The organism is uncultured Parasphingorhabdus sp., from assembly GCF_963975555.1.
GTDB lineage: Bacteria > Pseudomonadota > Alphaproteobacteria > Sphingomonadales > Sphingomonadaceae > Parasphingorhabdus.
Genome location: NZ_CAXBHH010000004.1, coordinates 292,112 through 312,143 on the forward strand (window position 1 = coordinate 292,112; position 20,032 = coordinate 312,143).

Consider the following 20,032-nt stretch of genomic DNA (forward strand, 5'->3'; position numbering starts at 1 on the left):
TTGCCATCCTCGCTATATTGTAGGAAAGAATAAAACCATATAGGTTTGGAGATAGATATGATCAGCCGTATCAGAGATGTTCGCAAGGCCAAGGGATTGACGCTGGACGACGTAGCGGGACGATGCACTCCCCCGACGACCGCGCAAACCATCGGGCGACTGGAGACCGGCACGCGGACCTTGTCGCTCGGCTGGCTCAACCGGATTGCCGATGCCCTGAGCGTAGACAGTGCGACGCTCCTGTCCTTACCGGATCAGGAAGAGCTACCGGTCGCAGCTATGCTCGACCACAAGGGGGCTCACGCCCTAGGCAAGACCGAGAATATCTATCAGCCCACGATCGAGCCAGCAATGATCGCGTTGCGGGTCAAGAGCAGCGTCGGTGATTATCGTGCCGGCGACGATGTCTGGCTATCACGGCGTACCGCAGATCAATATAGCGGCGCGCTCAATCGAGATGTGCTGGTCCCTCGCCCCGCCGGACGCTATCTTTTTGGTCGTCTGATCGGGCGCGAAGGCAATCGGCTGCAGATACTGCCTCTCGGCAGCGGTGCGCGGCAACAGATTGTCAGCGATCCGGAATGGATCGGGGTCGCGGTACGGCTGGTAAGGGACCTTTAGGGCCTCTGTGCTAGGAAGAATGCCATGACCAAAGCGCTTCGCATCCTCACCTTGTCGACCTTGTTCCCGAATGCGGAGGCCCCCAATTTCGGGATATTTGTCGAGCGGCAAACCGCAGAACTGGCGGGACGCCCGGCAATCGACGTAACCGTCATCAATCCGGTCGGGATACCGCCCTGGCCGCTGAGCAGGCTTGGGAAATATCAAGCGCTGGCCGATTTGCCCGAGCATGAACAATGGCGCGGACTCAATGTTTACCGCCCCCGTTTCAGGTTGATCCCGAAGATTGGTGGCAGCAGTAATCCGCGAAGGATAGCCGAGACACTGCTGCCGTTGGTAAGAAAGCTGCACGAGCAATCGCCATTTGATGTGATCGACGCAGAGTTTTTCTACCCCGATGGCCCCGCTGCGATGCGGCTGGCCGATGCGCTTGGGATTCCCTTCACGATAAAGGCGCGCGGCGCTGACATCCATCATTGGAGCGTCGATCCGAAATGCCGCTTTCAGATATTGCACGCGGCGCAGAAGGCCAGCGCGCTGCTAGCGGTATCCGAAGCGCTGAAGCAGGATATGGTCGCGCTCGGTATGGATGTGGACAAAATATCGGTCCATTATACCGGACTCGATCAGGACAAGTTCCAGCCCATCGATCGAGTGGCTGCAAAGCGAGCACTGGGCATCAGCGGACCTTTGTTCATCACCACCGGGGCGCTGATCGCGCGCAAGAACCAGGAATTGGTAATCCGGGCTCTGGCACGCTTTGCAGACGCCACGCTGATGCTCGCCGGCCTGGGCGAGGAAGAGCATACTTACCGCACCCTCGCCAAGCAATTGGGTGTTGCCGACCGCGTCCGCTTTTTGGGCAACGTGCCGCATGATCAACTGCCGCATCTGACCGCAACGGCGGATATCGCTATTCTGGTTTCCAAATCCGAAGGGCTAGCCAATGCGTGGGTCGAGGCCCTCGCCTGCGGTACGCCGGTGATCATCAGCGAAGCAGGCGGAGCGCGGGAACTCATCACTAGTGCGTTTGCCGGACGGGTCGTCGATCAGACTGCAGAAGCGATTGTGGATGCTGCCGAGGCGATCCTGGCCGAACCGCCTGCGCAGGAGCTGGTGCGGTCCTCGGTTAGCAAGTTCAGCTGGAAAAATAACGGTGACCAGTTGCAGGCGATATTGCACCGCGTCACCGGTAAGAACTAGGCGAGCGGCAGAAATGCGCCGACTATCCAGCGCTCTTCGGCCCGCAACACGCCCCATGTCCGCGCTGCAGCGCGGCTGTCCATGACTTCCAGCCCCATGCCTGCCGCTTCCACTTCCCGCCGGAAGGCGGCGGGCGGTTGCAGCATTGACGGGCCGCTACCAAGCAGCAGGAATTCCGGTCTGGGAGACAGGTTCAAAGTCGACAATATCTCCTCGAGATTCAGCCTGTCCAGAGTCGAGCCAGCCCAGCCAACGGCCTGTTCCGGCGAAATCAGCAGACCTTGCTCGAACCGCTGGTCACCGATCTTGAAACCCTCAGCCGTAAAACCGGTGATGACCGGCCCGGTGAACTCGACGTCTTTACGCAGCTCTACCAACGGTCAGCCAATCTGCTCCGGTCCGTCCATTTTCTCGGCTTTGTCATTGCCTGACTCCGCTGGCACAAATGTGTCCGTGCCAACCTTAAACCAGATCAGGATAGGAGCAGCCATGTAGACCGAACTATAGGTACCGACAAATACGCCGAAGAACATCGCCACGGAGAAACCGAAAATCACATCGGGGCCCCATATGATCAAGCCGCCAAGCGCGATCAGCATGGTCAGGCTGGTCATCACCGTCCGCGCCAGCGTCTCGTTTACCGAGAGGTCGAGCAAGGCGATGATATCCATCTTGCGATATTTCTTCAGATTCTCACGAACCCGGTCAAACACGACGATGGTATCGTTGAGCGAATAGCCGATAATTGTCAGCAAAGCCGCGACGGTGTTGAGATTGAACTCCATCTGCGTGAGCGCGAACAGGCCGAATGTCAGGGCGACATCATGGACCAATGCGAACAGCGAAGCGATACCGAACTGCCACTCAAAACGTATCCAGATATAGATGGAAATCGCAATCATCGCGAACAGCAACGAATAGGCGCCGGTTTCGAAAAGCTCCGACGACACTTTACCGGAGACCGATTCCACGCCATCAATCCGGACATCGGGATAATCGGCCTTGATCGTCGATACGATCTTTTCTGTCATTTCATTGGCTGCTTCCGGACGCGATTCTGCATCAGCCGGCAGCCGCATCCGGATCGACACCTCATTGTCATCGCCAAAGCGCTGGATCGTTGCATCTCCATAGCCAAGCCCGCCGATACGGTCGCGCAATTCGGGAATCGGCGCTGTCTCGGTCTCGGTAAATGTTGCCTGGATCATCTGGCCGCCGATGAAATCGACGCCGAAATTCAGTCCTTTGGCAGCGACCAGACCGATCGATGCTATGATCGTCAGGATGCTGAAGGCCATGGCGATATTGCGCCATTTCAGGAAACCGATATTCGTGTCGTCCGGGACAAGTTTGAGCAATCTCATATTACCAACTCCTGCGGACGGGCTCGTCTTACCCAGAGCACCACAAACATCCGGGTGACAACGACGGCGGTAAATACGGAAGAAACGATACCAATCATCAGAACCACCGCGAAACCTTTGACGGGACCGGAGCCGAACATGAAGAGCAATATACCGGCAATGACATTGGTCACATTGGCATCGAGAATGGCCCGGGAGGCTTCCTTGTAACCGACCTCAATTGCCTGGATCACTCGTCGCCCTCGCCTGCGCTCTTCGCGTATTCGCTCGTTGATCAGCACATTGGCATCAACCGCAGACCCGACGGTCAAAACGAACCCCGCGATACCCGGCAATGTCAGCGTGGCGTTGAACATCGCCATGACTCCGACAATGATAAAAAGGTTCAGCGCCAGCGCAATATTGGCATACATGCCAAAGCGGCCATAGGTCACAACCATGAAGCTCAGTACGGCGATGGTGGCGATTGTCGCGGCAATCACGCCCTTGTCGATCGAATCCTTGCCCAGATCGGGGCCGACGGTGCGCTCCTCGACGATCTTCAGCTCGACCGGCAGCGCACCGGATCGCAGTGCAATCGCCAGTTGGTTAGCGCCTTCGACCGTAAAATTACCGGAAATCTGAGCCGAACCGCCAAGGATCGGTTCATTGATATTGGGCGCAGAAAGCACCTTGCCATCAAGAATGATCGCGAAGGGCCGACCGACATTATTCTGGGTCAGACGGGCAAATTTCGAACCGCCTTCGCTATCAAAGGTAATATTGACGACCGCTGCGTTGGTTTGCTGGTCAAAGCCCTGACCGGCGTCGGTCAGCTTGTCGCCGCTAATCCCGCCAAGACGCTTGACCGCGATATTCGGCAAGCCGGTAGGATTGTCGGGATAGGGAAAAATCTGGCTGCCTACCGGTGGGCGACCTTCCGCCACTGCATTGGGATCTGCTTCAAAATCAACCAGTTTGAATTCAAGCTTGGCAGTCTGTCCGAGCAATGCCTTCAGCGCCTCGGGATCTTCGAGTCCCGGTACCTGTACGACAATCCGGTTGCCTCCCTGCCGGAGGATCGTCGGTTCGCGTGTACCCATTTCATCGATCCGGCGGCGGATGACGTCGGTTGCCGTTTCCATCGCATTTTCCACGGCATTTTCCAGACCCGCTGCGGTCGGGGTCAGGACAAAGCGCGTATCATCGCGCACTTCGATATCCCAGTCGCGCTGACCGGTCAGGCCGGCGCCGCTGGTAAGCGGAAGGATTGCTTCGCGGGCGGCATCGACCTGGGTGCTGTCGCGGACCATGAAGCTCAAAACGCCGTTTTTGCGGGAAATATCACCAATGCCGATCCGCGGGTTTGCGCGGCGCATTTCCGCCCGCACAGATTCTTCCATCGTCTCGAGACGGGTCGTCGCGACATCGGCCGGATCTGCCTCGAGCAGGATATGGCTGCCGCCCTGGAGATCGAGCCCCAGATTGATGGTTTCATTCGGTAAAAAGCTAGGCCAGTATTTTTGACCACTCTCGCCAATCAGACTGGGCAGCGACATCATCACGCCAAAGGCCAGCAGCAGGGAAATGGAAATGACTTTCCAGCGCGGGAAATCGAGCATTGAAACTAACTTTCTATATCACCGCGTTCAATCGTTCGCAGGTTTGGCACCACCGCGTGGCATGACATCCGTCAGGGTAGCCTTGACCGCTTTGACGCGGACACCGTTGGCGATCTCGACTTCTACAAATTCATCGTCAACCTTGACAGCCTTGCCAACAAGTCCGCCACCGGTCACGACTTCGTCATTCTTCTTAACTGCACCGATCTTGCCCTGATGTTCTTTCATCTTCTTTTGCTGCGGACGGATCAGCAGAAAATAGAAAACCGCAAAGATCAGCACCAGCGGCATGATCGACATCAGAAAACTTCCGGCACCACCAGCGCCAGCTGCTGCAGATAATATAGAAATACTTGTCATGAATCCGTCCCGATAATTGCAAATTTTTATGTGTGCTGGCCCGGCTCATATTTCAAGCCCCCGAACAGCCAATTCAAATGATGCGCGCGCCTATCACGCGCTTGCCGAGCGTGCAATGAAATCCGTATTCACGAAAGGTTGGAATCCGGACGTAAACGACTTGCCAAGCCCCATCGACCTCCATATATGCGCAGCCTCGGTCGGGACGTAGCGCAGCCTGGTAGCGCATCACACTGGGGGTGTGGGGGTCGGAGGTTCGAATCCTCTCGTCCCGACCAATTGATTATCTTTCCTAACCAAAAACCGCAGTTTTCCTCGACTTTGCGAACGTCCCAACATGCGGTTGAGAAAACAGATTTCCAAGTCGTTTGCCTTGATGTGCAAATTGTCTAGGCACACGCCTTGCTCCCGAGTAACGGTCGATCGCACGTGAGCATTTATCGGCGAGGCCAAACCTACTGGTGGCGCCGACGTGTCAGTTCGGGATATCAAGCAAAATTATCTATATTGCTCTGTATAACAAGAAAAATTCGGGATGAATCCGTAACAAGGTGCATGGCACTGACCCTAGATTCAGCATGCCCTCTTTACCCAGTTTCCGAAGAACCGCAGCTCCTTCCAGTCCTGTATGCCCGCCGCCGATGACGACAGCCAGTTTAACATTGTTGATATCATCTATCATCGCATCAACATGCGCCCGGGTCCGGACATAATGGGTGCCGCCCATATTAAGGCGGGACAGCGCCAGCTTACGCAGGCTTGCTCTGGTAGCTCGAATGAGTTTTTCCTAGCTTACTGCAACACCATCATCCGTGACCACAATATTCTTTGCTGGGTCTCCCCCAACCACGCGTGTTGAAAGAATCAACTTGATATTGCGTTAGTCCCAGAATTGCGCTGGTCGAATCATGATCCTCTCAAATGGTTTCTCGCTAGCGAAATAATCCTTGGAAAGAGGAGGTCGCTCATAAGGCAATTCTGGCTCATCGCAGATAATGGCGATGGAGCCCAAAAAATTGCGCTGACGAAGCGAAATCGCGGCCTGTGCTCCGCCGTGGCCCGCACCCACGATAACAACGTTGTAATTCATGACAAAATCCATTGTTGATCTAACGTTTCACGGCATCAAGGCTACAATATAATCCAAATTAATCTCTCACGAGCCCCCATAATAATGAGTAAAATCGACCACTCCAGGAAATCGTTTCGCAAAATAGCTGCTATTTTTGACAACGGTTTGCAATCCAAAGCCTGAACGTTGAATTTGCGATCACGTTAAAGGTAGCGCTTGGGTGCGCCGCAAAGCAGCAAGAGAGATAAATATGGCAATCCGATCACTCCATCATGTTTCCTTCACAGTCCCTGATATTAAGAAGACGCGGCAATTCGCCGAAGATTTCGGACTTCGGACCGTTGAGAAGAGTGACGATCATTTCATAATGCAAACCGGCGGTGGCGATGCATGGTGCTACAAAGCTGAACGAGGTGAGCGGGGATTTAGCGCTCTGGGCTTTCTGGTTGATGATGAAAGCGATTTAGAGAATGCTGTAAGCCAACACGGGGCCAGCGAAATCTGCAAGCTCGAAACGCCGGGCGGAGGTTTGGGAGTGACGCTTACGAACCCGGAGGGCCTAAAGGTTGACTTGGTATATGGCATTGAAGGCGATACTCCGCAGGAAGTTCAACCTGAGCTCCGTTTAAATACGCCTGCATTACGTACACGCTTCGCGGATCCACAGAGCACCCGTCCGCTCGGTCCGGCTGCGCTGTACCGTTTGGGGCATCTCGGATTGTACGTGAAGGACTATAAGGCAAGCGCGGAATGGTTTGAAAAAACCCTCGGTCTGAAGATCAGCGATTCCATGCACATACCCGGGAAACCCGACCATACGGTCGTGGCATTCCTCAGGATCGATCGCGGGGAGGAATGGGTCGACCACCATTCCGTCTTTCTTGCGCAATCAGATAAGACCGATCTCCATCATATTTCCTTTGAAGCGCAAGATTTTGAGGCTCAGGCGCGGGCTCACCGGTGGCTTTTGTCGAGAGGCTGGGAGCCCAATTGGGGCATAGGCCGGCATCCACTGGGTTGTCATGTGTTCGATGTCTGGTTCGACCCTGACCGCTACCGTTTCGAAACTTTCACTGACACCGACCTGCTGAACGACAAGCATGAGACCGGGCATCACGACATTTCGACGCATGAGATGGACGCTTGGAGTTCGGAACCAGCGGAGGCCTATTTTGCAGACTAGGACCGACGAGGCGCCAGGAACAGGATCAGCGCCCGTGCGGTATACGCGCGTTGCTGCCTGGTTGCATTGGCTCATCGCGGCTTTGATTTTGATCACCATTCCGCTCATTCTGTTCGGGGGCTCCGGAAAAACAGCACTCCACGACACAGCGACCAACGCCCATAAATTGGTCGGCATCACGATATTGCTACTGACAGTGGCGCGTATTTTGTGGCGGCTCACCCATCGGCCCCCTGCTTTACCTGAAACTATGACGCGAACCCTCCGCACTGCTGCCAAGGCCGTCCACATTTTATTTTACATACTGCTGTTGGCCATGCCGCTGTCGGGGTGGTGGATGACTTCGGCTTTTCCCAAACGCCATCCGATAGAGGCAGGCCTTTTCGATATCCCGTTTCTGCCGGTTCCAGTCAACATCGCATCCGCGGGCGGGGCACATGAAGTTCACGAAATCGGCGCTTGGCTCATGATTGCATTGGTCATTCTGCACATTGCAGCCGCTTTCAAACACCAATTTATCAATCGGGACGACATCCTTCCGAGGATGGCCCGCCGGTAACGCGACTATCTGTCGCACCTCTCAACCCAAAAGGATAACTCGATGACAAATTTCAATGCTACTACAGGCCTCGCCGAAGGAAGCTTCGGAATAGGAACATATGAAACCGCAAACGGAAAGCAATTTCCCGGCCTGGTCCTTCCGGACGGAACCGTATTCGACCTTTCCGAAACATATTATGATACCCACGCCATATTTTCCGACTGGGATCGGGCGGGTGACGGCCTGAACGATCTGGCCACCAAGAAGGGCAAGCCGGTGCTGCGGTTCGAGGAATTGAAGGCGCTGCCGGTTGTCGCGCATCCGAATATGTTGTGTGCCGGATCAAACTATCGTGCCCACGTGGCAGAGATGATGACGCACAACAAGTTCAATCAGGACAAGCGGGAACCGGGAGAAAGTGATGAATCTTTCTATGCACGAAACCTGGCCGAAGTAGACCGGCGCGCAACCGAGGGCATGCCGTTTTTCTGGACCGGCCTGCACTCTTCACTTTGCGGAGCAAATGACGACATCATCCTGCCGCTAATCGGAGAACATCCCGATTGGGAACTCGAGTTCGGAGTTATCACAAAAAACACAGGACGATATCTGAAGCCGGAAGAGGCTGACGATGTTATCGCGGCATATGTGATGTGCAACGACATCGGTACTGTAGATGAATTCCGGCGCGCCGACATAAAATTTGGCTATGACTGGGTCAGCAAGCATCAACCGAATTTCAAGACATTGGGACCCTTTGCCGTGCCCAAGGAATTTGTCGATCGTAGCAAAGTCCAGATCAAGCTAACACTGAGCGGAAAAACCATGCAGGACTGGCCGATCAGCGACATGATTTTTCCGCCCGAGAAAATTTTATCTTATGCTTCCGAACGCATCAGGCTCACGCCCGGCGATCTGTTGATCACTGGTTCGCCTCCCGGCAACGGTGCTTCGCATGGTAACAGATGGATGCGCCCAGGGGACGTTGTCGAAAGTGAAATCACTTATCTTGGCAGGCAGGTGAATAATGTCGTTGCCGAAGAAACCGGCGGAAGAGAGCCGACCTTTGGCCCTTTCATAACTGATTGGTAAAGCAGCAAAAAGCTATCTTATCTGTGATCTTATTGTCAGACGTTTCATGATTGCTGCATTCCAACTTGGGTGCTAACCTTTCATGGCTATGCGATTTGAAAAACTTGACCTCAATCTACTGGTCGTGCTTGACGCTTTGCTCGAGGAGCAAAGCGTGTCGCAGGCTGCGGAACGGCTCCACCTGAGCCAGTCTGGAGCCAGTGCCGCTTTGAGCAGATTGCGCGAATTTTTTGAAGATGATCTGCTGGTGTCGTCGGGTCGCACAATGGAGTGCACACCTCGCGGCGAGACTTTGATAAAACCGGTAAAGGACGCGCTATCGCTTATCCGCGAAACCATATTGACGCCGGAAGAGTTCGACCCTGCTGTGTCCAACCGGGCCATATCCATTGCATCGATCGATGTTGTCGCACATGTTCTATTGACTGAAGCGGTTGGTCTCTTCTCCAAACAAGCTCCCAATATGCGCTTTACCGTGCTTCCGTTGACGGAGGATCCTGTGGCTATGCTTCAGCGCGGCCAAACCGACATAATCATCGCGCTTGATTATCTGATTGATGCCAATCTGCCCAGCGAGTTTCTGTACGATGAAGACTTCGTCGTCATTAGCTGGAAAGAGAATCCGCACATCAAGGGGGAATTGACAAGCGAGTTGTACGAACAATTGGGACACGTCTCAGTACGGCTGAATCACAACGCCCGAGGCTTCGACGAAACCGCTTTGCGCCGAATTGGAATAAATAGAAACGTAGAAACCTTCGCACCTAGTTTCGCATCAGTGCCCCGATTTGTAATCAAAACCGATCGGATTGCTACGATCCATCGACATCTTGCTAATCAAATCAGCGGTACACTTCCTATCAAAATATATGAGCTGCCATTTAAATTCCCAACAGTTCGTGAAGTGGCCCAGTGGTCTGCTAAAAACACAAATGACGAAGCTGTCCGCTGGGTTGTCCGGCGATTGAAGGAACTAGCAAAAAACCTGGAAAGCTAACAAATCAAATCTCTCGAGCTTGCATATGACATTTAACTCATGTTCTACCGAAAGAATGGATTGAAAATTCGAGCCTAGCCGAGCTTGAGGCCCAACAGGTCCGCGGCATTCAGGCCCAATATACACGCCTTGTCAGCATCTTCCAAATTCTGGTGAAACCCCACGGGATCCGGCTCCGCCATGTCAAAGGGATAGTCTGAGCCCAAGCACAACTTGTCTGCACCATGGGTTTTCACAAGAAAATCCAACTGGTCTTGATCAAACACCAGTGTATCCAGCCAAACTTGCCTCAGATAGCTGGAAGGTTCGCGGCTGATATGTTGGCGACAATCTTCTCGTGCCCGATAGGCGTGATCCATCCGCCCCCAATAGCCTGGCAGATAACCTCCGCCATGCGCCACACACAGTTTCAGCCCGGGATAGGAATCGAGCACGCCACCAAAGATCAGATGGCTGAGCGCGATTGAGGTTTCTAAAGGATTGCCGATGATATTGTCGAGATAATGTTCCGCCAGTCGTTCTCCGTGGGAGAAGCCCAGCGGATGCATGAATAACAGCACTCCGAGCTCCTCTGCAGCGGCGAAAAACGGTCGCAGGCGATCATTCGCCAACTCGTCACCATTCACAATGGTCCCGATTTCTACCCCGCGCAGACCGAGATCATTCACACAACGCCGCAACTCGGTGACTGCCATTTCGGTATTTTGAAGCGGGACCGTGCCTAGACCCGTCAACCTGTCCGGATGCCGTCCAACGGCGTCTGCGATACCATCATTGATCGCGCGCGCAGCATCCCGGCCAAGATCTGGTGGCGCATAATAATAATATTGCCCCGGCGAGGGGCTGATCGCCTGCATGTCCACGCCCAGCCGGTCCATGTCGGCAATACGGTCATCAACGCCGTTCAGTTTCTTGCCGATTTCTCCGAACATCGCCCCGTTCACCTTCATCGACGCCGGCGACATGAAAGCCATGGGATTTGGCGGATTGGGGAATTCGGAGCGGATCATGGCATCGGCTGACGGCACATTCAGATGGGCATGGATATCCACCACCAAATGTTTTCCCCGCTGTTCCACGGGAACCGGTTTCAGTTCATGCCCGCAAGTCGAGATTTCCTCCCTCATGCCGGCTGACTGACTTCAGCATCAAGCATGGCCTGAATCATTTTTCTGACCTTGACCGCGCCTATGTCAGACTTGACCAGCAGTTCCTGCTGCAATTCTGCGGACTTGTCTAACCGCGACTCAACGGCCTCGATCGCAACCTTGTCTTGCCCGCGAATCTTAACGTCTGAATTTAGCTGGAACTCGTCCAAGCCTTTGTCGCCCGCCCGGAAATCACGAGTGGAAAATCCAAAATAGTGCACCGAATTTTCGGTTTCCGGCGTTATGCCATGCAATATGTGGATGGTGCCGAGTTCCGGCGGAACATTGGTATCGCCATCAATGGACTGGATCGTGCCGAGACCGGTTCTGATTAACTCTGGCCCGTATACTGCCGATGCATTTTCAACCCAGGCCTCGCCCTCGAACTTGGCCTCTTTTCCGTAAATCAGTTCATGGAACGGATTCCATCGAAGCGGCATCTCCCGAATGAGATTGAAAAACCCGCTGCGTTCTTCCTCGCGCAGCTTCGGATCTTTCATACCTTCCGCACCGGGGATATGATGATGAACATAGGGCAAATGGGTCAGATCGAGCAGATTGTCGACGAGCAACTGTGACCGGCCTTTGATATGGCAATAATTATACGAGCTATCATACCATCCCGGCTGATCTAGGCCGAAATCCTCATAGGGCGGGATCGAAGCGGGGTCGCAAATATCGGGGTCCCCCATCCAAATCCAGCATAAAGACCCACGCTCTTCGATCCGGTAGGATGGCTGGCAGAATCCGGCGCCGGTTCCTTGCGACGGGATTTCGATACATTTGCCGTCAAAGTCGAATTTGAACCCATGATAGCCGCATACGATGGCATCCCCTTCCAGTCGGCCTTGCGCGAGCGGAAAATACCGATGGGGACAAATCCCGTACATCGCTACAGGCTTCCCGGCTTCGGTGCGGTAAAAGACAACTGGCTTGCCCAATATGGTCCGCTCCATAGGCTCGCGGGTAATCTCATCGCTGAAGGCCGCTATATACCAGCGGTTACGGACCATCGTTTGGTCGGAAGAAAAAGGGTAAGCCAAGTCACTCTCCAATGCTGTCGGTATGCACCTTGCGGTCACAGGATGCACAATTGCTTTTTCCGAACACTACTCACGAGCGGCAGACTGTGAAAAGCGTTTTACGTCATAACTCATATAAGGTGCGCTCATAGCATGTAGCACTCAGCTGCCAGACCGAAGCATTTACAAAGGCGATACATATTATTGCGATTATCGATTCTGCCAATGCGGTCAGCCATGATACTCCGACGATCAATCCGAGGATCGCGCGTGCAGCAATACTGCCTATTCTGCGTAGCCCGTGAAGCTCTTGAACCAACGGGAACTCAACATGAAATTATACCATATGCCCGGCGCCTGTTCGCGGGTTACCTTGAATGCGCTGGAAGAAATAGGTCTGGAGTATGAGGATCAGGCTCTGGATCTGTCAAAGGGGGATCAGAGATCGCCCGCGTTTCTGGCAGTGAATCCGCGAGGCAAGATCCCCGCACTTCTGGTCGACGGACAGTTGATCACCGAGAATAGCGCAATATTGCTCTATTTGATCGATCAATATCCAGATGCCGGATTATTGCCGAAAAGCAATGACCCGATATTCCGCGCGCAATGCATCTCCGATCTGATCTGGTGCTCGGCCACGGTACACCCCGTAGTACGCTCGGTTAGAATGCCGATACGTATGACCGATGGCGATCCGGCCGGCGTATTTACCAAGGGCATGGAATTGATGCTGCCGATAGTTCAAGCCATCGACAACCGCTTAGCGCAGGGTGATTGGTGGTTTGGCGAAAAATGGTCGATTGTCGATACCTATCTATATTGGAATTATGACACTGCTGCCTCGGGCGGTTTCGATCTCTCACCCTATCCCGTCATTTTAGATCATGCAAAACGGGTCCGTGCCCGAACCGGTTTCCAGTGCGCGCTTGCACGTGAGCAGGCCGCAGTGGAAGCGGGTGGAATACGCCTACCCCCCGGCGCAACGCTTTAAGAATTGCAGAAAATTCAGATCAATTATTCAAGAAATCAGGATCAAAAGAAATGAAAACACGTGCTGCTGTCGCTTTCGAAGCAAAGAAACCTCTGGAGATTGTCGAACTTGACCTGGAAGGGCCTCAGGCCGGTGAAGTGCTGGTCGAAATAATGGCGACCGGGATATGTCATACAGACGCATATACGCTCGACGGTCTGGACAGCGAAGGAAAGTTCCCATCGGTGCTTGGCCATGAAGGCGCAGGCATTGTGCGGGCAGTCGGCGCGGGGGTAACCTCGGTTTCTCCCGACGATCATGTGATCCCGCTCTACACTCCGGAATGCCGCCAATGCAAAAGTTGTCTGTCGGGCAAAACCAACCTGTGCACCGCTATTCGGGCGACCCAAGGACAGGGATTGATGCCCAATGGTACCAGTCGCATGTCATACAAGGGGCAGACGATATTCCACTATATGGGATGCTCGACTTTTTCCAACTTCATCGTGCTGCCTGAAATCGCGGTAGCAAAAATCCGGGACGATGCTCCCTTTGACGCGAGTTGCTATATCGGTTGCGGCGTGACCACCGGTGTCGGCGCCGTTACCAACACTGCCAAAGTAGAGCCCGGTTCCAACGTCATCGTATTCGGTCTTGGCGGTATCGGCCTTAATGTCCTTCAAGGTGCGCGGATGGTCGGCGCGGACAAGATTATCGGCGTGGATATCAATGATAGCCGCGAAGAATGGGGCAGGAAATTCGGCATGACCCATTTCGTCAATCCGAAAAAAATCGACGGCGATATTGTTGAACATCTTGTGGCACTTACGGATGGTGGCGCCGATTATACCTTCGACTGTACCGGCAATACCGATGTTATGCGGCAGGCGCTGGAATCCTGTCATCGCGGCTGGGGTGAGAGCATCATCATCGGTGTAGCAGAAGCGGGCAAGGAAATCGCAACCCGCCCATTTCAACTGGTTACCGGGCGTGTCTGGAAAGGAACAGCCTTTGGCGGCGCGCGAGGCCGAACGGACGTGCCAAAAATTGTCGACTGGTATATGAACAAGAAAATTGAAATTGACCCGATGATCACCCACACGCTGACGTTGGAAGAGATCAACAAGGGTTTCGACTTGATGCATGCCGGTGAAAGCATCAGAAGCGTGGTTGTTTTTTGACAACCATCGCAGAGAAGCAAGAAAATCTAACGAACAGGAAGTTTATGGCACGACCAGAACCACGCATTTTAACAGTGATAGATACCTTTCGCGTCACGCCTAACATGCACCGCGTCACGTTGGGCGGTGCAGGTTTCACGGGCTTTCCGAAGCACCAGGCTGGCGGCTATGTCAAAATCATGCCGGAAGGCCCGGACGACGAAAAGCGCATCGTACGGACCTATACAATACGCAACCAGACAGAAACTGGCATCGATGTCGACTTCGCCTTGCATGGCTCCGACGACGAGTCGGGTCCTGCCACAAACTGGGCGATCAGTGCGAAGGTGGGCGACCAAATTAAAGTCGGCGGACCTGGCGCGGCAAAGCCGTTGCCCGATGGTTCTGGTCCATTTTTGCTAGTCGGGGATATGACTGCACTGCCCGCGATTTCGGTCAATCTCGAATCTTTGCCGGACAGTGCAACAGGAGACGCTATCCTCCTCATTCGAGATGTCAACGACAAGCAGGAGATTGCAAAACCCGCCGGAATGAATATCGATTGGATCGTGGATGCTGATCTTGGCGCCAATCCACTTCTCTTGCTCGATGCGGCACGCAAAATTCGCGCTGTGGATAAACTGACTTATGCATGGGTCGCCTGCGAATTCGAGGCTATGAAGCTGTTGCGCCAATTTCTGCGCGTCGAGCAGAATCTTGGACCAGACCGTCTTTACATTTCCAGCTACTGGAAACGCGGATTGGTCGAGGATGAACATAAGCAGGCAAAACGCGCTGACGCCGAGACTGATGCGTGAAGCGAACGTTCAGAGTTCCTTGAACAGTTCAACCGGTACCGATTTGAACGAAGGCGTCTTGCTGCGGGGATCTGTTACGCGCGTGGTCAATATATTGGCTTCCGGATAATAGGCTAAGACGTTGCCAGAGGGCACGTCGAACGGATATACCGTCAGCCCACGCATTTCGCCAGATTCCGACCGCATCGTCACTTTGGTGACTTTATCCAATTGCAGTCTATCGATATCCGACTGGTTCATAAGAACGCACCAGCGCGTTTCTGTTTGCCGGTAGCTGTCATTCTCTTCGTAAATGATGCTGTTGAACTGGCCTTCGCTCCGAATTGTAGCGAGGGTGAAGGGAATGGGCTGCATTGCTGTGCTTGTTCTCGGCGTCGGGCGGACGACAAACTTAGCCTTACCGGTGGGAGTGTGGAAGACTGGTTGATGCATGATCCGGTTCTGAACATGAAATTCCCGCTTGGCGATGTGGATATCCTTGAGCTCTTCCATGCCCGGGATGGTGGCCGCAATGGCCTCCCGAATTGTGTTGTGATCATTATAGGCAGCAAAATCTATGGGGCTGTCAGGAAGCAGCCGTTCGCCAAGTTCCGCCAATATCGTAACCTCAGGCCGGACGTTATCGTGACGCCTTATGCCGCCATCGCTCAACCGTACAAAATTGAACATCGATTCTTGAGTGGTCGGCTCCCATTCTTCATCTCTGGCCGTGACCGGCAGAATGAGTGTCTCTCCGTTTGCTGCTCCAGCAAGATGCCCTTTGTTCAACGTCGTCGTCAGGAACGCTTTGAACCCGATATTCGTCAAAGATCGTGCGGCGACCTTGCTGTCCGGCGTTGCCGCAAAAAGATTGCCGCCCATGATCAATGCCGCATCGACATTCCTTGCTGCGGCCTGCTCCATCGTTGCGAGCGTATCGAGACCTGTTTTGGTCGGAAAAGTGATCCCGGAGTGTTTTTCAATTTCGGCAATGATTTCTTTAGCCAAAACCGGTTTTACGCCGATCGTTCCAATGCCTTGCACGTTACTGTGCCCGCGCAGCGGGAGCAGCCCTGCCCCGGGCCGTCCGATCATCCCGCGCAGCAGCGCGAGGTTCGAAATATATTCGATATTCTCGACGCCGTTTACATGGTGGGTCATCCCCATGCCCCAGGCAAATACCGCTGACCGGGCTTCGGAGTAGAGCCGCCCCGCCTGCGAAATCTTCTCTCTGGATATACCGCAGCAGGTTTCGATTTCTGGCCACGTCAGACTTGCTAAATCAGCGAAGAATTCGTCTGCATCCTCGGCATATTGTTCAATGAAGTCCGCGTCATGTGCATTGTCCTCGACAATGGCTTTGGCAATCCCCTTGAACAGAGCCACATCCGTTCCGATCCGCGGCTGCAGATATAGCGACGCTATCTCATCGCCGCCTTTCAGCATGGATTTCGGACTTTTGGGCACAGCAAATTTGACGAGACCGGGTTCTTTGGCCGGGTTGATGATGATTACCTGCCCCCCGCGATCACGAACCGATTTTAGCAGGTGGATGAACCGAGGATGGTTAGACGACGGGTTGGCGCCGATGACGAAGACCAGGTCACTTTTCTTAAGATCGGCCAGTTCCACTGTGGACGTTCCGGTCCCGATCGTCGTTTCCATCGCAACCGAGGTGGCTTGATGACAATAATAGGAACAGTTGGTGACATTGTTGGTCCCATAAGCGCGGGCGAGCAGCTGAAACAGAAACCCGGCTTCGTTCGATGACCGGCCCGAACTGTAAAAGAAGCTGCGATCCGGATCCGTATCTTTGAAGCGCCTTGCCATACGGGACATTGCAAAATCCCAGCTTACCGTCTCAAATTTGTCGGAATCTTCGGCCTTGAATATTGGATTTGCCAGCCTGCCGAGATGCTCCAATTCACGGGCGGACAGTTCATCAAGTTCGGCAATATCATGCGCAAATATCTCTTCGGGAATGGACGGTTGAATATCGGTCGACTGCGCCTGGACGCTTTTGTTGCATACCGAGGGAAATTCGCCAATTTCGTTGGTCATGCCTCCCATCTGTCCGCCCATACCGAGACCGCAGGCCTTGCAGGCGTTTTTTGCGTTCAATGCTTTCGCGGTTTTTGTCAGTCCGATGCGCCGAACAGTATTGAGCGTATAGAGAACCTTTTTTGGACCACCGCCGACAATCGTTTTTGTCATCTCAAATTATCCAAAACCATCATTCCAGTAAAGTCGCAACGGGTTCTCGACGAGCAGCTTTTTCTGCAAAGCAGGTGACGGCGCGATTTGGGGGATGATATCGACCAGATGACCATCGTCAGGAATATCATCCTGCATATTTGGATGCGGCCAGTCGGTGCCCCACAGGCAGCGATCCGGATAATCCGCCAACAATGGCGCAACCGAGGCGACAAAATCCGCCCAAGGATATCCGCCAGCATCAAGCCGGTCGGGGCATGTGGCCTTGAACCAGATATCCGGCCGGGATTCCAGCAGGCCTCGGAAAGCGCGCATGTCCTTGCCGTCAGGGCCTTGGCTTACATCAGGGCGGCCCATGTGATCGATCACAACCGGAACGGGGATCGCCTCGATAAAGCTGCGCAATTCCTCCAGAATATCGGCTTCGAAATAGATTACGACATGCCACCCCTTGGGAAGACGTGCAGCCACCTCGAGAAACTTGTCCTTGGGCGCATTGTCCACAAGCCGTTTGAGGAAATTGAAACGAACGGCGCGAATACCGCCTTCGTGTAGTTCTGCGAGATCCTGCCCCCCGATCGCCGGATCAACAACTGCAACACCACGTGCCTTGCCATTTGATCGCCGGATTGCCTCCAAAGTCGCGCTGTTGTCCGTGCCGTGACAACTTGCCTGCACGATCACGTTGCGCGAGAAACCCAGATGATCGCGCAGTGCGAAAAGCTGATCTGATCCCGCGTCTTCCGGCAGATATTTGGCTTTGGGGCTGAACGGGAATTGCGCCATCGGGCCAAATACATGGCAATGGGCATCGACCGCTCCCTCCGGCGGTCGAAACCTTGGCTTCGACGGACTTGGATGCCAACTGGTGATACGATCATTTCCATTTTCGGCGCTCATATCAAAATACTTTCCCGTCCATTAATTTGCGCGCGGTGCGGAGCAGCGCCGAGGAAACAACATTACCTTCCGCATCGGTTTCCAACATACAGGTCAATTCTCCGGTTGGATGCTCGACAGACAAGGTTTTGACCTGACCATCCGTTATATTAGCTACCTTCGCAGCAGGAGATCCCTCGATCAGACAGGCGGTCGCTACACTCACCGCGCCCAGAACGCCAACCGAAGCATGGGCGCGATGCGGAATGAAGCTGCGGACGGTCACCGCTCCTCCGTTTCTCGGTGGTGCAACCAGCATCATTTTGGGCACTGTCTTCTCGCTAACATCGCCCAGGTTCATACGCTGGCCCGCCGCCAGCCGGATCGCTTCAATTCTAGTTTTCAAATCGCTGTTGCCGTCAAGGCTCGCCCGGTCTTCATAACCGGTGATACCCGCGTCGACGGCCTTCATCACGACGCAAGGCATACCATTGTCAATCAACGTGCATGAGACGCCTTCAATCTCGTCCGATGCATTGCCCGTCGGGAGCAGCGCTCCACAAGTGGAACCCGCAGTGTCGCGAAATTCGAGTGGGATCGGGGCATGTGTGCCGGGCACGCCGTCAATGCTGGCGTCACCTGTATATTGCACGCGACCGCCCGGAGTCTGTACTGTGGCCACAGCGGTTTGCCCGGTATTTTCCATATAGATGACCACCCGTGTTTCCTCACCGGTCGGGATCACCAAGCCGCGCTCGAGCGCAAAGGGCCCGATACCCGCGAGGATGTTGCCGCAATTTTGCTGGTCCGAAACCAGGGCCTGATCGACAGAAACCTGAAGAAACAGATAGTCGACGTCCACTCCTTCGCGCTGCGATCTGCGCACCACAGCGACCTTGCTCGTCAACGGATCAGCACCGCCCATCCCGTCTATTTGACGAAGATCGGGTGAACCCATGATATGAAGCAGAAACGCGGCCCGCTCTGCTATGTCTGCGGACAGGTCATCTGCAAGAAAATAGCCGCCTTTGGACGTTCCTCCGCGCATCCACATGCACCGGACGCCAGAAGCCGCATCAAACATATCTGAGGCCTTCCTTCTCCAGCCTTTCGCGCATCTTGTACATGTCGAGACCCAGCTCTCCGCTGGCTAACCGCTGACGTTTAGCTTCCTCATTGGCTTCCCGTTCCTGCGCCTTTTTCAGCACATCGGCAGCATTTTGGCGCGGCACAACACAGACCCCGTCGTCATCCGCGACGATGACATCACCCGGATTTACGACTGCTCCCGCGCAAACAATCGGGACATTCACCGAACCAAGCGTGTTTTTCACGGTCCCTTGCGCGAACACCGCCTTGGACCATACCGGGAAATTCATTTTAGTCAGGTCGCGGACGTCGCGGACGCCCGCATTGATGATCAAGCCGCGACAGCCTCGTGCCTGCGCCGACGTAGCCAGCAGATCCCCGAAATATCCATCCTCGCACGGGCTGGTTGGCTCGAGAACCAATATATCGCCTTCCCGCAACTGTTCGATGGCGACATGTATCATCCAGTTATCACCTGGTGCGGCCGATATGGTCACCGCTGTTCCGGCTACTCTGGCGCCGGTGTAGATGGGCCTCATATTGCTGGCCATCAACCCGGTCCGGCCCTGTGCTTCATGGACTGTTGCGACACCACATTTTGCCAGACCGTCGACGAGAGCGGGGTCAGCACGCTCGATATTTTGAACTACGATATTGGCCATGCCGGACTCCTTGATTTGTCTGAAGGTTACAAAGGTTGCGCGCAAACAAGCAAGTCG

The 20,032-nt window shown here is 54.2% G+C and carries 19 protein-coding genes, 1 tRNA gene and 1 pseudogene; 10 read left to right on the plus strand and 11 right to left on the minus strand.

What is annotated here, in order from left to right:
- Nucleotides 1-57 precede the first annotated feature (57 nt).
- Both AAC060_RS11225 and AAC060_RS11230 read left to right on the plus strand, forming a co-directional pair.
- The gene (locus tag AAC060_RS11225) at nucleotides 58-621 is read left to right on the plus strand and encodes a helix-turn-helix transcriptional regulator (protein ID WP_339826177.1); all 564 of its coding nucleotides are present in this window, start codon (nucleotides 58-60) and stop codon (nucleotides 619-621) included.
- Nucleotides 622-645: 24 nt separating this feature from the next.
- Entirely contained in the window at nucleotides 646-1,824 is a 1,179-nt protein-coding gene (locus AAC060_RS11230) for a glycosyltransferase (protein ID WP_339826180.1), read from the plus strand.
- On the opposite strand, the gene AAC060_RS11235 is transcribed toward AAC060_RS11230, so the two are convergent.
- From AAC060_RS11235 to yajC, 4 genes are read right to left on the minus strand one after another with little or no spacing between them, the layout of a single operon-like run.
- The gene (locus AAC060_RS11235; RefSeq protein ID WP_339826182.1) at nucleotides 1,821-2,201 is read right to left on the minus strand and encodes an Mth938-like domain-containing protein; all 381 of its coding nucleotides are present in this window, start codon (nucleotides 2,199-2,201) and stop codon (nucleotides 1,821-1,823) included. The two genes, AAC060_RS11230 and AAC060_RS11235, sit on opposite strands and share 4 nt — an antisense overlap.
- 3 nt (nucleotides 2,202-2,204) lie before the next feature.
- A complete protein-coding gene (gene secF / locus AAC060_RS11240; RefSeq protein ID WP_339826184.1) occupies nucleotides 2,205-3,188 on the minus strand; it encodes a protein translocase subunit SecF in 984 nt (327 codons plus the stop codon).
- Entirely contained in the window at nucleotides 3,185-4,789 is a 1,605-nt protein-coding gene (gene secD, locus AAC060_RS11245) for a protein translocase subunit SecD (RefSeq protein WP_339826187.1), read from the minus strand. The genes secF and secD overlap by 4 nt, the downstream gene beginning before the upstream one ends.
- A 27-nt stretch (nucleotides 4,790-4,816) precedes the next feature.
- Entirely contained in the window at nucleotides 4,817-5,149 is a 333-nt protein-coding gene (yajC, locus tag AAC060_RS11250) for a preprotein translocase subunit YajC (RefSeq protein ID WP_339826189.1), read from the minus strand.
- A 201-nt stretch (nucleotides 5,150-5,350) separates the two neighbouring features.
- Between yajC and AAC060_RS11255 the strand changes: the two genes are divergently transcribed.
- Nucleotides 5,351-5,427, plus strand: a tRNA-Pro gene (locus AAC060_RS11255).
- A 224-nt stretch (nucleotides 5,428-5,651) separates the two neighbouring features.
- On the opposite strand, the pseudogene AAC060_RS11260 reads toward AAC060_RS11255, so the two are convergent.
- Nucleotides 5,652-6,251, minus strand: a pseudogene (locus AAC060_RS11260) (FAD-dependent oxidoreductase).
- Between the two features lie 220 nt (nucleotides 6,252-6,471).
- Between AAC060_RS11260 and AAC060_RS11265 the strand changes: the two are divergent.
- From AAC060_RS11265 to AAC060_RS11280, 4 genes are all read left to right on the plus strand, one after another.
- Nucleotides 6,472-7,404, plus strand: a complete 933-nt coding sequence (locus tag AAC060_RS11265) for a VOC family protein (RefSeq protein WP_339826192.1) — start codon at nucleotides 6,472-6,474, stop codon at nucleotides 7,402-7,404.
- 34 nt (nucleotides 7,405-7,438) lie between these two features.
- Nucleotides 7,439-7,963: a cytochrome b gene (locus tag AAC060_RS11270; RefSeq protein ID WP_339826195.1), complete on the plus strand. Its 525-nt coding sequence runs from the start codon at nucleotides 7,439-7,441 to the stop codon at nucleotides 7,961-7,963.
- 42 nt (nucleotides 7,964-8,005) lie between these two features.
- Nucleotides 8,006-9,037: a fumarylacetoacetate hydrolase family protein gene (locus AAC060_RS11275; protein WP_339826198.1), complete on the plus strand. Its 1,032-nt coding sequence runs from the start codon at nucleotides 8,006-8,008 to the stop codon at nucleotides 9,035-9,037.
- A gap of 88 nt (nucleotides 9,038-9,125) precedes the next feature.
- Entirely contained in the window at nucleotides 9,126-10,034 is a 909-nt protein-coding gene (locus AAC060_RS11280; RefSeq protein WP_339826200.1) for a LysR family transcriptional regulator, read from the plus strand.
- Between the two features lie 74 nt (nucleotides 10,035-10,108).
- Here the strand turns inward: AAC060_RS11280 and AAC060_RS11285 are convergent, their stop codons facing one another.
- Complete coding sequence (locus AAC060_RS11285; RefSeq protein WP_339826204.1) at nucleotides 10,109-11,161, minus strand: amidohydrolase family protein; 1,053 nt, start codon at nucleotides 11,159-11,161, stop codon at nucleotides 10,109-10,111.
- A complete protein-coding gene (locus AAC060_RS11290; RefSeq protein WP_339826206.1) occupies nucleotides 11,158-12,225 on the minus strand; it encodes an aromatic ring-hydroxylating dioxygenase subunit alpha in 1,068 nt (355 codons plus the stop codon). Before AAC060_RS11290 ends, AAC060_RS11285 begins: the two co-directional genes overlap by 4 nt.
- Nucleotides 12,226-12,535: 310 nt before the next feature.
- On the opposite strand from AAC060_RS11290, the gene AAC060_RS11295 reads away from it, so the two are divergent.
- Genes AAC060_RS11295 through AAC060_RS11305 form a run of 3 tightly spaced genes read left to right on the plus strand, consistent with a single transcriptional unit; the run spans nucleotide 12,536 to nucleotide 15,152 of the window.
- A complete protein-coding gene (locus AAC060_RS11295) occupies nucleotides 12,536-13,195 on the plus strand; it encodes a glutathione S-transferase family protein (RefSeq protein ID WP_339826209.1) in 660 nt (219 codons plus the stop codon).
- A gap of 50 nt (nucleotides 13,196-13,245) precedes the next feature.
- The gene (locus AAC060_RS11300; protein ID WP_339826211.1) at nucleotides 13,246-14,355 is read left to right on the plus strand and encodes an S-(hydroxymethyl)glutathione dehydrogenase/class III alcohol dehydrogenase; all 1,110 of its coding nucleotides are present in this window, start codon (nucleotides 13,246-13,248) and stop codon (nucleotides 14,353-14,355) included.
- Between the two features lie 44 nt (nucleotides 14,356-14,399).
- Complete coding sequence (locus AAC060_RS11305; RefSeq protein ID WP_339826213.1) at nucleotides 14,400-15,152, plus strand: siderophore-interacting protein; 753 nt, start codon at nucleotides 14,400-14,402, stop codon at nucleotides 15,150-15,152.
- A 9-nt stretch (nucleotides 15,153-15,161) separates the two neighbouring features.
- Here the strand turns inward: AAC060_RS11305 and AAC060_RS11310 are convergent, their stop codons facing one another.
- The 4 genes from AAC060_RS11310 to ligK are packed head-to-tail and all read right to left on the minus strand — an operon-like array spanning nucleotide 15,162 to nucleotide 19,975.
- The gene (locus tag AAC060_RS11310) at nucleotides 15,162-17,345 is read right to left on the minus strand and encodes an FdhF/YdeP family oxidoreductase (RefSeq protein WP_339826215.1); all 2,184 of its coding nucleotides are present in this window, start codon (nucleotides 17,343-17,345) and stop codon (nucleotides 15,162-15,164) included.
- Nucleotides 17,346-17,351: 6 nt separating this feature from the next.
- The gene (locus tag AAC060_RS11315; protein ID WP_339826218.1) at nucleotides 17,352-18,245 is read right to left on the minus strand and encodes an amidohydrolase family protein; all 894 of its coding nucleotides are present in this window, start codon (nucleotides 18,243-18,245) and stop codon (nucleotides 17,352-17,354) included.
- A gap of 1 nt (nucleotide 18,246) precedes the next feature.
- Nucleotides 18,247-19,308, minus strand: coding sequence for a 4-oxalomesaconate tautomerase (locus AAC060_RS11320; protein WP_339826221.1), 1,062 nt, complete (start codon nucleotides 19,306-19,308; stop codon nucleotides 18,247-18,249).
- A complete protein-coding gene (gene ligK, locus AAC060_RS11325) occupies nucleotides 19,301-19,975 on the minus strand; it encodes a 4-carboxy-4-hydroxy-2-oxoadipate aldolase/oxaloacetate decarboxylase (protein WP_339826224.1) in 675 nt (224 codons plus the stop codon). Before ligK ends, AAC060_RS11320 begins: the two co-directional genes overlap by 8 nt.
- Between the last annotated feature and the right edge of the window lie 57 nt (nucleotides 19,976-20,032).

Bases quoted from the DNA above. Each gene is read 5' to 3' on its own strand.
- AAC060_RS11225 (WP_339826177.1), top strand. From the start codon at position 58: ATGATCAGCCGTATCAGAGATGTTCGCAAGGCCAAGGGATTGACGCTG.
- AAC060_RS11230 (WP_339826180.1), top strand. From the start codon at position 646: ATGACCAAAGCGCTTCGCATCCTCACCTTGTCGACCTTGTTCCCGAAT.
- secF (WP_339826184.1), bottom strand. From the start codon at position 3,188: ATGAGATTGCTCAAACTTGTCCCGGACGACACGAATATCGGTTTCCTG.
- secD (WP_339826187.1), bottom strand. From the start codon at position 4,789: ATGCTCGATTTCCCGCGCTGGAAAGTCATTTCCATTTCCCTGCTGCTG.
- yajC (WP_339826189.1), bottom strand. From the start codon at position 5,149: ATGACAAGTATTTCTATATTATCTGCAGCAGCTGGCGCTGGTGGTGCC.
- AAC060_RS11265 (WP_339826192.1), top strand. From the start codon at position 6,472: ATGGCAATCCGATCACTCCATCATGTTTCCTTCACAGTCCCTGATATT.
- AAC060_RS11275 (WP_339826198.1), top strand. From the start codon at position 8,006: ATGACAAATTTCAATGCTACTACAGGCCTCGCCGAAGGAAGCTTCGGA.
- AAC060_RS11280 (WP_339826200.1), top strand. From the start codon at position 9,126: ATGCGATTTGAAAAACTTGACCTCAATCTACTGGTCGTGCTTGACGCT.
- AAC060_RS11285 (WP_339826204.1), bottom strand. From the start codon at position 11,161: ATGAGGGAGGAAATCTCGACTTGCGGGCATGAACTGAAACCGGTTCCC.
- AAC060_RS11295 (WP_339826209.1), top strand. From the start codon at position 12,536: ATGAAATTATACCATATGCCCGGCGCCTGTTCGCGGGTTACCTTGAAT.
- AAC060_RS11300 (WP_339826211.1), top strand. From the start codon at position 13,246: ATGAAAACACGTGCTGCTGTCGCTTTCGAAGCAAAGAAACCTCTGGAG.
- AAC060_RS11305 (WP_339826213.1), top strand. From the start codon at position 14,400: ATGGCACGACCAGAACCACGCATTTTAACAGTGATAGATACCTTTCGC.
- AAC060_RS11310 (WP_339826215.1), bottom strand. From the start codon at position 17,345: ATGACAAAAACGATTGTCGGCGGTGGTCCAAAAAAGGTTCTCTATACG.
- AAC060_RS11315 (WP_339826218.1), bottom strand. From the start codon at position 18,245: ATGAGCGCCGAAAATGGAAATGATCGTATCACCAGTTGGCATCCAAGT.
- AAC060_RS11320 (WP_339826221.1), bottom strand. From the start codon at position 19,308: ATGTTTGATGCGGCTTCTGGCGTCCGGTGCATGTGGATGCGCGGAGGA.
- ligK (WP_339826224.1), bottom strand. From the start codon at position 19,975: ATGGCCAATATCGTAGTTCAAAATATCGAGCGTGCTGACCCCGCTCTC.